The organism is Nonomuraea fastidiosa (genome assembly GCF_042751225.1).
Classification (GTDB): Bacteria; Actinomycetota; Actinomycetes; order Streptosporangiales; family Streptosporangiaceae; genus Nonomuraea; species Nonomuraea fastidiosa.
This window is the reverse complement of record NZ_CP170570.1, coordinates 3,886,799-3,901,716: the sequence shown is the minus strand read 5'-3', so window position 1 is coordinate 3,901,716 and position 14,918 is coordinate 3,886,799. Positions and strand designations below refer to the sequence as shown.

The window sequence follows — 14,918 nt, the reverse complement described above, 5'->3', positions numbered from 1 at the left end:
ACGCATCGTTATACGCTTCCATTACTCAGGTCGGGGGCTTGGTTTTTCAAGGCGTTCCCGATACGGCTACACTTCGTCATGGCTCGAAGACAGAGAGTGAGTGATCATGAGTCATCTCGACCGCCTGCGGGCCGTGTTCCGCATGGCGCTCAATCTTCCGCCCGACGCCGGCGTCGACGACCTCGAATACCGCGCCATCCCGGAGTGGGACTCCCTCGCGCACATGGCGCTCATCGCGGCGATGGAGGACGAGTTCTCCATCATGATCGACACCGATGAGATGATCGACATGAGCTCGTTCGCCAAGGCGGCCGAGCTGCTGGAGAAGCATGGCATCGGCGCCGCCGCCGTCTGAGCGCGAGGTCGCTCCAGCCGCCCTCCTCACCCCCGGTGCCGTCCGGGGCCCCGACCCGCGCACGCTCCTCCACCCACGCCCTCCGCACGGGGAGCCCGCCCAGCAGTCCCTCCGCGGAGGGAGAAGGCCACGCGCCGAGCCGAGGGCGGTCCGCAAGCCCGCGACACGCCGAACGTGCGCGCCAAGCGAAATCTCGCTGACTCACCGAGAGCCGCCGCCGACCGGCCAAGAGCCCGCGGCAGTCCAAGAGCCCACAGCACCGCAGCCACCCGAAGCAAGCGAGGAGCCCACGACGCGCCGCACGACGGCGGTGGGCCGACCACCCACAGCGCGCCAAGAGCAGGCAGCGCACCGACAGCCCGCAGCGCACCGCGCGTCGGCAGACGGGCGAAGAGCCGCCACACAGCGGGATCCGGCCGTGAGCCGCGACACGGCGGTGAGCCGAGAAGCCGCCGCACCTCAGCCACCTTCGGCGAGCCGGGAGCCTGCCGTGCACCTGGAATCCGCACCGAATCGAGCGTCCGACGCGTGCCGGGAGCCGGGGGTGAGTCGAGAGCCCGCCGAGCGCCGGGTGCCCTCCGCGAACCGCGAGTCCGCGACGAGCCGGTGTTCCACGGGGAGCCGGGAGGCTGCGGCGAGGCGGGAGGTCACGGCGCGCGAGGGATCCACGGCGGTGCGGCGTTTTGCGGAAGGCCGGGAGGCCGCGCAGCGCCGTGTGCCCCACCCGTCCGGCGGGCGGATCGCGGCGGAGGCCGGGCCTGCGCGGGAGCCGGAAGCCGAGCTGGAGGGGGAGGCGGTGGCGGTGGAGCCGCGGGTGGCGTTGGTCACCGGGTCGACGATGGGGATAGGGCGGGCGGTGGCGGTGCGGCTGGCGGCGTCCGGATACGTGGTCGTGGTGCACGGCCGGGACGAGGAGCGGGCCGCGAAGGCGGCGGCCGAGGTGGCCGCGCAGAGCGGCGGCGTCACCGACTCCGTGCACGGCGACGTCGCCGACCCCGCGCAGATCAACACGATGATGCGGCGCATCTATCAGCGGCACGGCCGCCTGGACGCGCTCGTCGTGAACGCGGGTGTGCACGCGGCGGGTCTGCTCGGGCTGACGAGCCGCGAGACGATCGGCCGCCTCTTCGACGTCAACGCCGTCGGTGCCACCCACACCCTGCAGGCCGCGCTCAGGCTGCTGCGCAGGGGCGGCGATCCGGCCGTGGTGCTGGTGTCGTCGATCATGGGCAGGGCGGGCGGCGCCGGGCAGACCGTCTACTCCGCCACGAAGGCGGCGGTGCTCGGCCTCACCATGGCGGCGGCCAAAGAGCTGGGCCCGCACGGCATCAGGGTCAACGCCGTCGCGCCCGGCTACATCCGTACCGACATGCTCGCCACGCTCGGCGACGACGAGCGCGCCGCCACGATCGCGGCGACCCCGCTCGGCCGGCTCGGCGAGCCCGACGACGTCGCGCACGCGGTGGCGTTCCTGCTGTCGCCCGAGGCCGGGTTCATCACCGGCCAGGTGCTCGGCGTGGACGGCGGGCTGGTCCCATGACGACCCCGCGTTCCCATGACACCGGCGACCAGGACACGCCACCCGTGCCCGCCGCCGTCCCGCAGCCGCACGCGCAGGCGGCCGGCGCACTCGGCGAACCGACGGCGCGGCCCGCCGGCGCACCTCCCTCCGATGTCTCGCATCCGCAGCAAACCGCCGGCGACCCCGACGGGACGAAGGCACGGCACGACGCCGTTCCGCATCCGCAGGTCGCCAACGAGCCTGGGAGGTCACCGGTGCAGCCCGAAGCCGATCCCGCGCCCACCACGCCTCTACAAGCCGCCACCGGATCCGGCAAGTCCGAAGCCGATCCCGCGCCCGCCGCGCCTCTGCAGGCCGCCCACGAGTCCAGCGGGCCCGGCGCCGGTCCCGCCGGCTTCTCGCGTCCGCAGGACGCCGGCGAACCCGATGGTGTCTCGGTGCGGGCCAAGGCCGGTCCCACCGCGGTCTGGCGTTCTCAGCGTTCCGGAAAGTCCGACGGGTCCGTTGCGGCGCCCGAGAGCGTGGTGTTCCCGCATCCGGAAGCCCGGCTGGTCGCCGCAGGTGACCGGGACGGCGTGTCCGGGGAGGATCTGGCGCGGTCGATCAGGCGGGCGGCGGCGCACCTCGACAAGCTGCCGCCGGGGCCGGTGTTCTGCGGCATGCGCAACACGCTGGCGTCCGTCTTCTGCTACCTCGGAGCGTGGCACGCCGGGCGGCCGATCGCGCTGCTCGACCCCGACCTGCCCGCCGCGACGCTGGCGGAGCTGGCGGAGCGGTTCGAGCCGTGCGCGCTGATCGGGTTCACGCAGGCGGGGGCCGAGCCGCCGCGCCGCCGCACCGCGCCGGACCCGCATCCCGACCTGGGCCTGCTGCTGGCCACCTCGGGTTCGACGGGCAACCCGAAACTGGTGCGCATCTCGCGTCACGCGGTGCTCGCCAACGCCCGCGCGATCGCCACAGCCCTGTCGCTCGGCCCTGGCGAGGTCGCGCCCACCAGCCTGCCGCTGCACTACAGCTACGGCCTGTCGGTGCTCAACAGCCACCTGGTGGCCGGCGGCACGGTGGTGCTCACCGAGGCGGGCCTGCTGGAGCGCTCGTTCTGGAACGATCTGCGCACCCACGCCTGCACCTCGCTGGCCGCGGTGCCCTACCAGTACACGATGCTGCGCCGGATGCGCTTCGACCACACCGACTACCCCGCGCTCACCACGCTCACCCAGGCGGGCGGGCGGCTGGCGCCGGAGCTGGTGAAGGAGTTCGCCGCGCAGGCGGAGCGCTTCTACGTGATGTACGGCCAGACCGAGGCCACCGCCCGCATCGCGGTGCTGCCGCCCGACCGGCTGGACGACAAGCCGGGCTCGGTGGGCGTGGCGGTGCCCGGCGGGCGGCTGGAGATCGACGACGGCGAGGTCGTCTACCTCGGGCCCAACGTGATGATGGGCTACGCCGAGACGGCCGCCGACCTGGCGAGGGGCGACGACATGGGCGGCGTGCTGCGCACGGGCGACCTCGGCAGGCTCGACGACGAGGGCTTCCTGTACGTCACGGGCCGGATCAAGCGCATCGCCAAGGTCTTCGGCACCCGCGTCAACCTCGACGACGTCGAACGCCTGCTGCGCGGCTCCGGCCCGGTGGCCGCCACCAGCGGCGACGACCGGGTGACGATCTGGACGGAGAGCCTCGACAAGCCCGCGCGGGCGCTGCTGGCCAGGCGGCTGGCGGCGCAGCTGAGGCTGCACTGGAGCGGCTTCGACGTCCGCCACATCGACCGCCTGCCGCTGCTCGCGACGGGCAAGGTCGACTATCGAGCGCTGGAGTCGATGACATGACACACCCGCAGCCGGGCACGGTCCTGGCGCCGCCGGAGCGGTCGGTGTTCACGCTGGGAGCGGCTCAGCGGGAGGCCGTGCTGCTGCCGGAGCTGGCCGCGCTGACCGAGCGGCACCGCCGCGCGTGCCCGCCGTACCGCCGGATCCTCGACGCGATCGGCGCGCACCCGCCGTACGAGCGGCTCGCCGATCTGCCGTGGCTGCCGGTACGCCTGTTCAAGACGCATGAGCTGCGCAGCGTGCCCGCCCACGAGGTGTTCAGGGTGCTGACGTCGAGCGGCACGACCGGGCAGACGCCGAGCCGCGTCTTCCTCGACCGGGCGGCCGCGGCGGCGCAGACCCGCATGCTGGCCGCCACGATGCGGCAGGTGCTGGGCGAACGGCGGCTGCCGATGCTGGTGGTGGACCAGCGCTCGGTGGTGCGCGACCCGATGCTGAGCGCCAGGGGCGCGGGCGTGCTCGGGATGATGAACTTCGGCCGCGACCACACCTTCGTGCTCGACGAGCGGGGCGAGGTGGACGCGCGGGCGGTCAAGGATTTCCTCGCCCGGCATGGCGGCGAGCCGTTCCTGATCTTCGGGTTCACGTTCATGGTCTGGCTGCATCTGCTGGGCCTGGGCGAGGACCTGTCGCAGGGGGTGCTCGTCCACTCGGGCGGCTGGAAGCGGCTGGCCGAGCAGTCGGTCGGCAACGCCGAGTTCCGGCGGCGGCTGGCGGCCGAGTGCGGGCTGCGCAGGGTGCACAACTTCTACGGCATGGTCGAGCAGATCGGGACGGTGTTCTTGGAAGGACCCGAGGGTGACGGGCTCTACTGCCCTGACTTCGCCGACGTCGTGATCCGCGACCCCGAGACCTGGCAAGAGGCGCCCACCGGCGTCCCCGGGCTGGTCGAGGTGGTCAGCACGTTGCCCACGTCGTATCCGGGGCATGTGCTGCTGACCGAGGATCTCGGCGTGGTACGCGGCGTCGATGACGGACCCTGGCCGGGCAAGCGCTTCGAGGTGCTGGGCCGGCTGCCGCGGGCCGAGGCGCGCGGCTGTAGCGACACCATGGGGCGGGGCTGATGTCCGACGACCTCTCCCCCCGCGACGCCCGCCCCGGGCGCGACCAAAGCCCCCAGACCGTTGACGTGCTGTTCCCCAAGGGGGCGGCCGTGCCGGTCGAGGAGTTGCTGAAGCAGCTCGCCGACGACCCGCTCCAAATGGGCGACGAGCGGATCAGGGACTTCCTGGCGGCGTTCGGCAGGCGGCTGCTGCGGCCGGCGCTCGCCCGCCGCCACCCCGAGCTGGGCTCGCTGGGCTTCTTCCTGCGTCCGAGCGAGCTGGCCCGTACGGTGGCGGAGCTGGGCGGCGAGCACGTACGCGTCCCGCGCGGCCTGATCTTCCACCTGCCGCCCGCGAACGTCGACACGGTCTTCGTCTACTCGTGGGCGCTGTCGGCGCTGATGGGCAACCGCAACGTCGTGCGCCTGTCGCCCCGCTCGGGCACGGTGGCGCAGGCCATCCTGGAGACGCTGCACGAGACGCTGGCCGCCGCCGACCCGGTGGTGGCGGCGACCCAGCGCATCATCTCCTACCACCGCTCCGACGAGGTCACGGCCGCGCTGTCGGCGGCCTGCGACCTGCGGGTGGTGTGGGGCGGCGACGAAGCCGTACGCGAGATCCGCCGCCGCCCCCTGGCCCCGCACGCCCGCGACCTGACCTTCCCCGACCGCTCGTCGTTCGCGGTGATGCGGGCGGCGGCCTGGCTGTGCGCGCCGAGGGCGGCGCGGGTGTCGATCGCGGAGGGGTTCGTCAACGACACCTACTGGTTCGACCAGGCGGCCTGCTCGTCGCCGCGCACGGTGTTCTGGGTCGGGGACGAGGACGACTGCGAGGCGGCGCGGGCCGATTTCACCGGGCACGTGTCGCGGGTGGTGACCGTACGCGGGTGGGGTGTCGATGCGGCGATGGCGGTGGAGAAGCGGGTGTCCACGTACGGGCTGGCGGCCGACGGGCTGGCGGAGAGCGTGGAGTTCCACGGCAACGCGCTGGCCTGTGTGCGCCTGTCGGCCGCGGCGGCGGCGCCCCGGCGCTGGCTGGGCGCGGGCACGTTCGCGCACGCCAGGCTGGAGTCGCTGGCGGAGCTGGTGGCGCTGGTCGAGCGGCGGGACCAGACGATGACCCACTACGGGTTCGGCAGGGGCGAGCTGGAGGAGCTGGCGCGCGACCTGGCCGGGCGGGGCGTCGATCGCATGGTGCCGGTGGGCAGCGCGCTGAGCTTCCACCGGGTGTGGGACGGCGTCGATCTGCCGGCCGAGTTCACGCGTCTGGTGACCGTCATCGGATGACGCTGGCCCCGCCCGCGAGCGCGCTGGTCCGCCTGTCGATGTCCAGGGGGCGCGGGCTCGGCTCCGGGTGGGCTCCGGCGGCGCTGGTGTGCGCGCTCGCCGCAGCGGCGTTCCTGTGGTGCGGGGTGTCCTGGCGCGACCTGGCGATCTTCGCCGCGTACGCCGGACTCGGTCTGGTGCTGCCGGGCACGCTGCTGTGGCGGGCGCTGGCGGGCGGCGGCCGGTCGATGGCCGAGGACCTCGCGGCGGGCCTGGCCATGGGCTACGCGGTCGAGGTGCTCGCCTACATCCCCGCCCGCGCCGCAGGACGGCCGCTGCTGGTGCTGGTCGCGCCGGTCGCCGTGGTGGCGGCGTTTTCGTGCGTGCCCCGGCTGCGGCGGCACTGGCGCGGGCCCGCGCTGAGCGAGCGGGTGCCGCCGTGGTGCGCGTGGCTGCTTGCCGGGATCGTGGCGTTCCTCATCGTGTGGAGCGCGGTGCACCTGTACGGGGTGCCGGTGCGGGCCGCGTACGTGGACATGCCCTACCACCTGGCGCTGGTCGGCGAGCTGCGGCATCACATGCCGCCCGCGCTGCCGGTGGTGCTGGGCGAGCCACTGCCCTACCACTGGTTCGTCTACGCCGAGCTGGCGGCCACGAGCTGGGTCACCGGCATCGAGCCGCTGACGCTGGTCTACGGGCTGGGCACGCTGCCCATGGCGGCGGCGACCGTCGTGCTGGTGGCGGTGCTGGGGCGCAGGGCAGGCGGGAGCTGGGGCGCGGGGGCGGCGGCGGCCGGGGTGACGTACTTCCTGTTCAGCCCGGAGCTGGTGCTTGGGGTGGTGTTCAGCTCGCGGTCGATGTTCACGGTCTGGGCGAGCCCGACGCAGACGTTCGGCGCGCTGCTGTTCGCGGCCGTGATGACGGTGCTCCTCGCGCCTCGGGTGCGGTGGGCGGCGCTGGTGGTGCTGCTCGCGGTGCTGGGCGGGGCGAAGGCCACGTACCTGCCGCTGCTGCTGGCCGGGCTGGCGCTGGTCGTGGCCGTACGGTGGGCGGTGCAGCGGCGGGTGCCGTGGCGATGGCTGAGCGCGGCGGGACTGGCTCTGGGTTTCCTGGTGTTCGCACATGTCGTCCTGTACGGCGGCGCCGCCCAGGGCACGGCGCTCGACCCGTTCGCCACCATGCGCGCGCTCTGGGGACCGCGGGCGCCGATCGCGGTCCTGGCGGTGCTGACCGTGGTGCACCTGTTCTGCCTGGTCTGCGTGTGGGGCGGGGCCGCCGGGCTGGGGCGGCGGGCGCTGGAGCCGCCGCTGCTGCTCATGCTGGGGGTCGGGGCGGCCGGGATCGGCGCGGTGGTGCTGCTCGGGCATCCGGCGCAGTCGCAGCTCTACTTCCTGGAGGGCGCGCGGCCGTACCTGTCGATCGCGGCGGTGTGCGGGATGCTCGCCGCACGGCCGGTGCCATGGGCGCGGGCTGCCTGCCTGGCCGGTCTGGGGGCGGCGGGCGCGCTGCTGGTCTCGGCCGCGGGGTTCGGCGGCGGGCGGCTTGCGCGGGTGGTGCTGCCGTACGCGGTGCTCGTGGTGGCGGCGGTCGTCGCCTGGTGGCTGCTGCGGCGGCGCGGGCCCCTGCTCGCGGTGGTGGCGCTGCTCATCGGGTACGCGCTGCCCACCTCCGTACGCGTGATGGCCGCGCACGTCACCCCCGAGGAGCGGCGGCCCCGGCTGATCCCCAAGGGCGCGCTGGAGGCCGGGCGCTGGCTGCGCGGCCACTCATCGCCCGGCGACGTCGTGGCCACCGACCTGCACTGCCTCCACCCCCGCTGGCGGGTGTGCGACAGCAGGCATTTCCACGTCTCGGCGTTCAGCGAGCGGCGGGTGCTGGTCGAAGGCTGGGCGTACGCGGAGAGCACGCTGTCCAGGGCGGCCGGCCACCGGTCCTACCTCGCGGTGCCGTACGCCGACCGGCAGCGGCTGGCCGCCAACGACGCCGCGTTCCTGACCCCCACGGCGGAGAACGTGCGGCGGCTCGCCGAGACCTACGGCGTGCGCTGGCTGTTCACCGGGATCAGACCCGAGCTGGACGGGCACGCCAGGCTGCGCTTCCGCAACGCGACCACCTCGATCTACCAGCTCCGCTAGCGCCGGCTCAGGCGGACGGCCCAGGTAGACGGCTCAAGCAGGCGGCTCAGGTAGACGGCTCAAGCAGGCGGCTCAGGTAGACGGCTCAGGCGAGCGGCGAAGGTAAAGGCTTGCACCGCGCCGCGGAATGCCGCGGAGAAACGCGTCCGGCGCGCCTGACTTCGCCAGCACCATCGTCGTGGATTCACGGCAACGAGCAACATCAGGGGGATCTATGGAGACCCGTGCCGCCCTGGAGCCGAGCCCCCGCCTCCACGCCCCGGTGCCCCGCAAGGCGGTCCGCCCCGTGCGCCGCCCGGCGTACCAGCAGGCCGGCCGCCCGGCGAGCGTGGACATCGTCATCCCCGTGCTCAACGAGGAGCGCGCCCTGCCCGGCTGCGTGCGCACGCTGATCAACTACCTCGACGGCTTCCCGCTGCCGTGGCGCATCACGATCGTGGACAATGGCAGCACCGACGGCACGTGGCGGATCGCGGCGGCGCTGGCCGGCGAGTTCGCGGAGGTGCACGCCAGGCGGCTGGAGGTCAGGGGGCGGGGCGCGGCGCTGCGGGCGGCCTGGCGGTCCAGCCCCGCCGACATCGTCGCGTACATGGACGTGGATCTGTCCACCGACCTCGACGCGCTGTTTCCGCTGCTCGCCGCGGTGGCGAGCGGGCACTCCGACATCGCGATCGGCACCCGGCTCGCACACGGCGCGCGGACCCGGCGCTCGCTGCGCAGGGAGATCGTCTCGCGCGGCTACAACGCCCTGCTCAGATACGGCTTCGGCGCCCGCTTCAGCGACGCCCAGTGCGGGTTCAAGGCGGTCAGGGCCGACGTGGTCAGGCCGCTGCTCAGCCGGGTCAAGGACGACTCCTGGTTCTTCGACACCGAGCTGCTGCTGCTCGCCGAGCACAACGGGCTGCGGGTGCACGAGGTGCCGGTGGACTGGATCGAGGACGCCGACTCCCGCGTCCAGGTGTTCAGGACGGCGCTCGACGACCTCAAGGGGCTGGCCAGGCTCGCCTGGTCGATGGCGCGCGGCCGCGCGGACGTCGAGGTGCGCAGGCCCGACCCGGCGCCCGTGCACCCGAGCCCGGCCCCGGTCGCCCCGCGCGTGGTGACCAGCGCCGCCATCACCTCCTTCGCCGCCATCGGCACCGTCTCCGCCGTCCTGTACGCGCTGCTCTACCTGCCGCTGCGCGGCCTCTGGCCGCCGGTGCCCGCCAACCTGGGCGCGCTCGTGCTCACCGGGCTGTGCACGCTGGCGGTCAACCGGCGCTGGACCTGCGGGCTGCGGGCCGCGATGCGGCTGCGCGGCCCCGTGCTCGTCGCCGCCACGTACGTGCTGACCACGCTCGCGCTGCTGAGCGTGCCGCCGTGGGCCGGGCTCGCGGCCGAGGTGAGCGCGATCGTCACCACGTACTGCCTGCTCACCCTGCTCCGCTTCGCCGCACTCGACCGCTGCGTCCTGTCACGCACGAGGAATTGACACGAGGAACTGACCCGATGGAACGCTCAGAGATCCGCCGGCTGGTCGCGGTGGAGGACACGCACTGGTGGTACCGCGAACGGCGGGCCATCCTGCGCGCCCAGCTCCGCCGGCTGGGCCGGCCGGGCCGGGCGCTCGACATCGGCGCGGCGGGCGGCGGCAACACGCGGGTGCTGGCCGAGGCGGGCTGGGCCGCGACGGCGGCCGACACCTCCCCCGAAGCGGTGGAGTCGGCCAGAGAGCGCGGGCTCGACGCGGTATGCGCCGACGCGCGGGCGCTGCCGTTCCTGGCGGGCAGCATGGACCTGGTGACCGCGTTCGACGTGCTCGAGCATATCCGCGAGGACGACCTGGTCGCCGCCGAGATCGCGCGGGTGCTCGCGCCCGGCGGGCACGCGCTGATCGCGGTGCCGTGCGACATGGCGCTGTGGTCGGCGCATGACGAGGCCGTCGGCCACGTACGCCGCTACGACCGCGACACGCTCACCGTCGTCGTCGAGAAGGCCGGGCTGACCGTCGAGCGGGTGTGGAGCTGGAACGTGCTGCTGCGGCCACTCGTCGCCATGCACCGGCGCCGCTCGGAGGGCAGCGACCTGCGCAGGCTGCCGTTCCCCGTCAACGCCGGGCTGTCGGCGGTCGTCAAGGCCGAGCGGTGGCTGCCGGTGCGGTCGCTGAAGGGCGTCACGCTGTTCCTGCGCGCCCGCCTCCGCCGCTGACGGACCTCACCGCCGCCCCGGCAGCGGCACGTCACCGCGCCGAAGAGTCCCCGCCCCGCGCCCCCACGCCTCGCGCCGACCAACCCCCACACCCCAGCGCCTCGCACCGACGAACTCCGCCGCCCCGCGCCTCGCGCCGACGAACCCGCACGCCCCAGCGCCTCGCGCCGGAAGCCACGCGCGCCGCCTCAGCGCTCATCGGTGTTCAGAACGAGACATTGCCGCCACATGAGGGGCCCTTGGTTGGCTCTAGGCTTGCGCATGTGGTGATTCATGCCCTTATCGCGGCCTCTCTGGCCTTGACCTCCGTGCCCGCGCAGGCGCCTGCCGCCACCGACTGCTCCCGGGTCAAGTGTCTGGCCCTGACGTTCGATGACGGGCCCGGCACCTACACCCCCGCCCTGCTCAAGACGCTGCAGAAGGCAGGCGCGAAGGCCACGTTCTTCCTCGTGGGCAAGCGGGCCGAGAAACACCCCAAGATCGCCAGGCAGATCCTCGCCAAGGGACACGCGATCGGCAACCACTCCTACTCGCACGCCGCGCTGCCCCACCGCTCCGACGACGAGATCAACGAGGAGCTGAAGCTCGCCCAGCAGGCCATCCAGAAGGTCACCGGTCAGCGGCCCACGATGTTCCGCCCGCCGTACGGCCAGACCGACGACCGGGTGCTGAACTTCGCGTACCAGAACGATCTCTCGCAGATCCTCTGGACGGGCAGCACGCTCGACTGGAGCCTGCGCGACAAGAAGAAGATCAAGGCTGCCGTGCTGAAGCTGGCCAAGCGCGACGGCGTGATCCTCATGCACGACGTGGTGCCGCAGACCGTGCAGGTGATGCCGGAGATCCTCAAGGAGCTCAAGAAGCGCGGCTACCACCTCGTCACCGTGCCGACGCTGCTGCGCGGTAAGGGTCCGGTGGCCGGAGAGAGCTACTTCAGGAAGTAGGCGCTCCCGCAGCACGAGACGGGAACCATGGGGAGTGACACCCGGCCCGGCCGGCCCTGGGTCGCGCTCGCGACCTTCCTGATCGTCCAGGCGGTGCTCGGCTGCTGGTGGGCGGCGTTCTATCCCGGCCTGTTCAGCCGCGACTCGGTGCTCTATCTCAGCCACACCGTGGCCGGGCCCTGGGTGGCCGACCACTCGGTGCTCTACGACGCGCTGCTGTGGCTGAGCTTCACCGGGACCGGCGACCTCGGGGCCGTGACGTTCGCCCAGACGACGGCCATGGCCGGGGCACTGACGTACCTGGCGCAGTCGGTGAAACGGCTGGGCGCGCCGCGCCTGCTCACGACCGCGGTGGCGATGCTGATGCCGCTCGCGCCGCCGGTGGGCGCGTTCACGGTGACGTTGTGGAAGGACGTGCCGTTCACGATCTGCGCGGTGGCGATCGCCGCCACGTGCGCGCGGATCGCGGCCAGGCGCGCCGTCACCCTGCCCGCGCTGGCCGGGCTCGGCGTGCTGTTCGCGCTGCTCGGGCTCTTTCGCGCGAACGGCTTCCTCATCGCGGGCGTCACCGTGCTGACGCTGGTGGTGATCGTCACGACCAGGCGCGTGCTCCTGCTGCTGACCGGGCTGCTCGCCGCCGCGCTCCCCCTGGCGCTCACCGGTCACGTCTACCCGCGGGCCGGAATCGTGGCCCCGTCGCCGACGTACGTCTACCACACCGCCTTCGGCGACATCGCGGTCGCCTACCGGGAGCGCCCCGAGTTGTTCACGCCGGGGGACATCGGCCTGATGAGCTCGGTCGCTCCGCTGCGCCGCTGGTGGGAGGGCGGCACCTGCTACACGATCAACCCGCTGATCTGGCGGCGCGACTTCGACTGGCGGCAGGCCGACATGCGCGCGGGCGAGCTGCTCGACCTGTGGCGGCGGCTGCTGGTCACCGACCCCGAGCTGGTGGTGCGGGCCAGGCTGTGCCGGGGCGCGATCGCCTGGCGGCCGGTGGCCGACGCGGCGGCGACCGGCGGCGCCACCTACCGGCTGTCGCTGCGGCCGAACGCCGACACCTACGTCGGCCCCGGCAAGGTCACCGACTTCCCCGGGCGCGGGGTGTTCTCGCTGCGCCCGCTGTCCATGGAGCTGTACCAGGTGGCGTCGCCGTGGCTGGCCGGCGCGCTCACCCCGCAGTGGGACTGGGTGCTGTGGCGCGGGGCGTCGTGGGCGTACCTGTCGTACGCGGCGGCGGCGCTGGCCGCGCTGACGCGGCGCAACCGCTACGCGCTCGGCGTCGCCGCCGTGGTCGCCGGCCAGCAGCTCGCGGTCCTCGCCAACATTTCGGCGCAGGACTTCCGCTACATGGCCGCGCCCATTCTCACCGGGGCGCTGCTGGTGCCGCTGCTGCTGGGCGGCCTGGTGCCGCGCCGCCGGGCGCGGCGGCGCGGCACCGGGCGGCAGGTCTCCGCCGAGGAGCCGCCGCCCCTGCTTCAGGCGGGGGTCTCCGCCGAGGAGCCGCCGTCCCCGTTTCAGGCGGCAGGTCTCCGCCGAGGAGCCGCCGCGCCTGCTTCAGGCGCGCGCGGAGGTCAGAGCCGGTCGCATTCGGCGGCCTGGCGCTCGTCGTAGCGCCGCCTGGCCTCCGCCACGGCGGAGCTGTACTTGCGCGACCAGTTGGTCAGCGTGAGCATCGCCTCGTACAGCTCCAGCGCCATGTCGGTGGCGCGGTACTCCACCTTGGGCGGCACCGTCGGATAGACCGTGCGTTCGAGCAGGCCGTCGCGCTCCAGGTTGCGCAGGGTCAGGGTGAGCATGCGGCGGCTGATGCCCTCGATGAGCCGCTCCAGCTCGGTGAAGCGCCGGGGCGCGCGGGCGGTCGCCACGATGATGAAGATCGCCCACTTGCCCGCGATCCTGTCGAGGATCTCGCGGGGCGGGACGGGACACTCTCCGCTCTCGATGAGGAATTCGGCGTCCTCGATCGTCCTGAGCTGCTCTGGTACAGCGATGTTCCCCTGATACATGAAAGTGCCTTCTTCCGGGTGACCTCGATGGTCACACATCATGGCCACCGTTACAAATCGTTCCCTTAGGGAGTTCGGCCATGAAGAACAAGTGGGCGGCGTTCTCGTTGCTCGCCGCCACCCAGTTCGTGCTCATCCTCGACACCACGATCGTGGGCATCGCGCTGCCGCCGATGGGCCGCGAGCTCGGGATGACGGCGCAGGACCTGTCGTGGACGACGACGGCGTACTCGCTGGTGTTCGGCGGGCTGCTGCTGCTCGGCGGGCGGCTCGCCGACTACTTGGGGCGGCGGCGGATGTTCGTCGCCGGGATGCTCACGTTCGGGCTGGTGTCGCTGATCGGCGGCGTGGCGTCGTCGGGCGGGGTGCTGGTCGCCGTACGCGCGGTGCAGGGTCTCACGGGCGCGATCGTGGCGCCGGCGGGCATGTCGCTGGTGATGGGGATCTTCCGGGGTGACCCGGCGCTGAACAAGGCCATGGGGCTGTGGGGAGCGGTCGGCGGCATGGGCGCGTCCGCGGGCGTGGTGCTCGGCGGGCTGCTCACCGACTGGTTCGGCTGGCGTGCGGTGTTCCTGGTCAACACGCCGATCGGGCTCGCCGTCGGCGGGCTCGCGCTGGTGATGCTGCCGGCCGTGCGCGGAGCGGGCGCCGGGCGCGGCTTCGACGTGGCCGGGGCGCTCACCTCGACCGCCGGGCTCGGCCTGCTCATCTACACGCTGACGGACGCCACGGAGGCCGGCTGGGCGTCGGCCAGGACTCTCGGGCTCGGTGCGCTTTCGCTCGTGCTCATCGCCGCGTTCCTGCTCGTCGAGCGGCGTTCGGCCAACCCGCTGGTGCCCCTGGACGTCTTCCGCCGCCGTACGCTGGCGGCCGGCAACGTGATCATTATGCTGGTGGCCGCCTCCATGCAGCCGATCTTCTTCCTGCTCACCCTCTACACGCAGGACGTGCTCGGCTACAGCGCCACCCGGTCGGCCATGTCGGTGGTCGCCATCTCGGTGACGATCGCGCTGACCTCGTCGTTCCTCGGCGGCCGCGTGCTCACCCGGTACCGCGTGCGCGCCACGACCGTCGCCGGCCTCGTCTCCATCACCGCGGGCGGCCTGCTCTACCAGCGCATCGACGTACGTGGCGACTTCCTGACCACGCTGCTCGCGCCCGAGCTGCTCGGCGGCTTCGGCTTCGGCCTGCTCATCGGCGCGGTCACCGTGGCCGCCACATCGCAGGCGGCGCCCGACGAGGCGGGCATGGCCTCCGGGCTGTTCAACACGACCACGCAGGTGGGCATCTCGGTCGGCATCGCCGCTCTGGCCACGGTCGCCGCGGCCGTCTCGGGCGACGAGCCCACGCCGCAGGCGCTGGTGTCGGGCTATCACGCGGCGTTCGCCGGATCGGCGGGCCTCGCCCTGCTCGCCCTGGTGGCGGCACTGACCCTGCTGCCCAAGCACATCAAGCCCGCCGCCGCCCAGCCGGCACCGGCCCCCGAGCCGGGCGCGGGCAAGGCCCCCGTCGCCTGACCCCGCGAGGGCAGGGCCACGTGAACCAGGCGAACCAGACGGACCGCGCCAGGCACCGGGCATGAGGTCACAGGAACGGAGCCGGGCGCCGGACGCGAGGTCGCGGGGCCCG

Annotated in this window: 12 protein-coding genes; 11 read left to right on the top strand and 1 reads right to left on the bottom strand. The window is 73.2% G+C overall.

Going from position 1 to position 14,918, the window contains the following annotated elements:
* The first annotated feature begins 106 nt into the window (after nt 1-106).
* From ACFMQL_RS18130 to ACFMQL_RS18085, 10 genes are all read left to right on the top strand, one after another.
* Nucleotides 107-355 (top strand): acyl carrier protein, encoded by a 249-nt coding sequence (locus ACFMQL_RS18130; protein ID WP_364068490.1) that lies wholly within the window; start codon nt 107-109, stop codon nt 353-355.
* 673 nt (nt 356-1,028) lie between these two features.
* On the top strand, nt 1,029-1,895 hold the full coding sequence (locus tag ACFMQL_RS18125) for an SDR family NAD(P)-dependent oxidoreductase (protein ID WP_378786160.1): 867 nt from the start codon (nt 1,029-1,031) through the stop codon (nt 1,893-1,895).
* On the top strand, nt 1,892-3,706 hold the full coding sequence (locus tag ACFMQL_RS18120) for an AMP-binding protein (protein ID WP_364068494.1): 1,815 nt from the start codon (nt 1,892-1,894) through the stop codon (nt 3,704-3,706). The genes ACFMQL_RS18125 and ACFMQL_RS18120 overlap by 4 nt, the downstream gene beginning before the upstream one ends.
* Nucleotides 3,703-4,770, top strand: coding sequence for an acyl-protein synthetase (locus ACFMQL_RS18115; RefSeq protein ID WP_364068496.1), 1,068 nt, complete (start codon nt 3,703-3,705; stop codon nt 4,768-4,770). Before ACFMQL_RS18120 ends, ACFMQL_RS18115 begins: the two co-directional genes overlap by 4 nt.
* Nucleotides 4,770-6,035, top strand: a complete 1,266-nt coding sequence (locus ACFMQL_RS18110) for an acyl-CoA reductase (RefSeq protein ID WP_378786158.1) — start codon at nt 4,770-4,772, stop codon at nt 6,033-6,035. The genes ACFMQL_RS18115 and ACFMQL_RS18110 overlap by 1 nt, the downstream gene beginning before the upstream one ends.
* The gene (locus tag ACFMQL_RS18105; protein ID WP_364068500.1) at nt 6,032-8,149 is read left to right on the top strand and encodes a hypothetical protein; all 2,118 of its coding nucleotides are present in this window, start codon (nt 6,032-6,034) and stop codon (nt 8,147-8,149) included. The genes ACFMQL_RS18110 and ACFMQL_RS18105 overlap by 4 nt, the downstream gene beginning before the upstream one ends.
* A gap of 214 nt (nt 8,150-8,363) precedes the next feature.
* Nucleotides 8,364-9,620, top strand: coding sequence for a glycosyltransferase (locus ACFMQL_RS18100; RefSeq protein WP_364068502.1), 1,257 nt, complete (start codon nt 8,364-8,366; stop codon nt 9,618-9,620).
* Between the two features lie 17 nt (nt 9,621-9,637).
* Nucleotides 9,638-10,336, top strand: a complete 699-nt coding sequence (locus ACFMQL_RS18095; RefSeq protein ID WP_364068504.1) for a class I SAM-dependent methyltransferase — start codon at nt 9,638-9,640, stop codon at nt 10,334-10,336.
* A gap of 266 nt (nt 10,337-10,602) precedes the next feature.
* Nucleotides 10,603-11,280: a polysaccharide deacetylase family protein gene (locus tag ACFMQL_RS18090; protein ID WP_364068506.1), complete on the top strand. Its 678-nt coding sequence runs from the start codon at nt 10,603-10,605 to the stop codon at nt 11,278-11,280.
* Between the two features lie 27 nt (nt 11,281-11,307).
* A complete protein-coding gene (locus tag ACFMQL_RS18085; RefSeq protein ID WP_378786154.1) occupies nt 11,308-12,894 on the top strand; it encodes a hypothetical protein in 1,587 nt (528 codons plus the stop codon).
* On the opposite strand, the gene ACFMQL_RS18080 is transcribed toward ACFMQL_RS18085, so the two are convergent.
* Nucleotides 12,855-13,289, bottom strand: a complete 435-nt coding sequence (locus ACFMQL_RS18080) for a helix-turn-helix domain-containing protein (RefSeq protein ID WP_364068510.1) — start codon at nt 13,287-13,289, stop codon at nt 12,855-12,857. The genes ACFMQL_RS18085 and ACFMQL_RS18080 overlap by 40 nt on opposite strands.
* Nucleotides 13,290-13,369: 80 nt before the next feature.
* Here ACFMQL_RS18080 and ACFMQL_RS18075 point away from each other — a divergent pair, with 80 nt between their 5' ends.
* Nucleotides 13,370-14,806 carry an MFS transporter gene (locus tag ACFMQL_RS18075; protein ID WP_378786151.1) on the top strand — a complete coding sequence of 479 codons (1,437 nt, stop codon included), beginning with the start codon at nt 13,370-13,372 and terminating at the stop codon, nt 14,804-14,806.
* Nucleotides 14,807-14,918 lie beyond the last annotated feature (112 nt).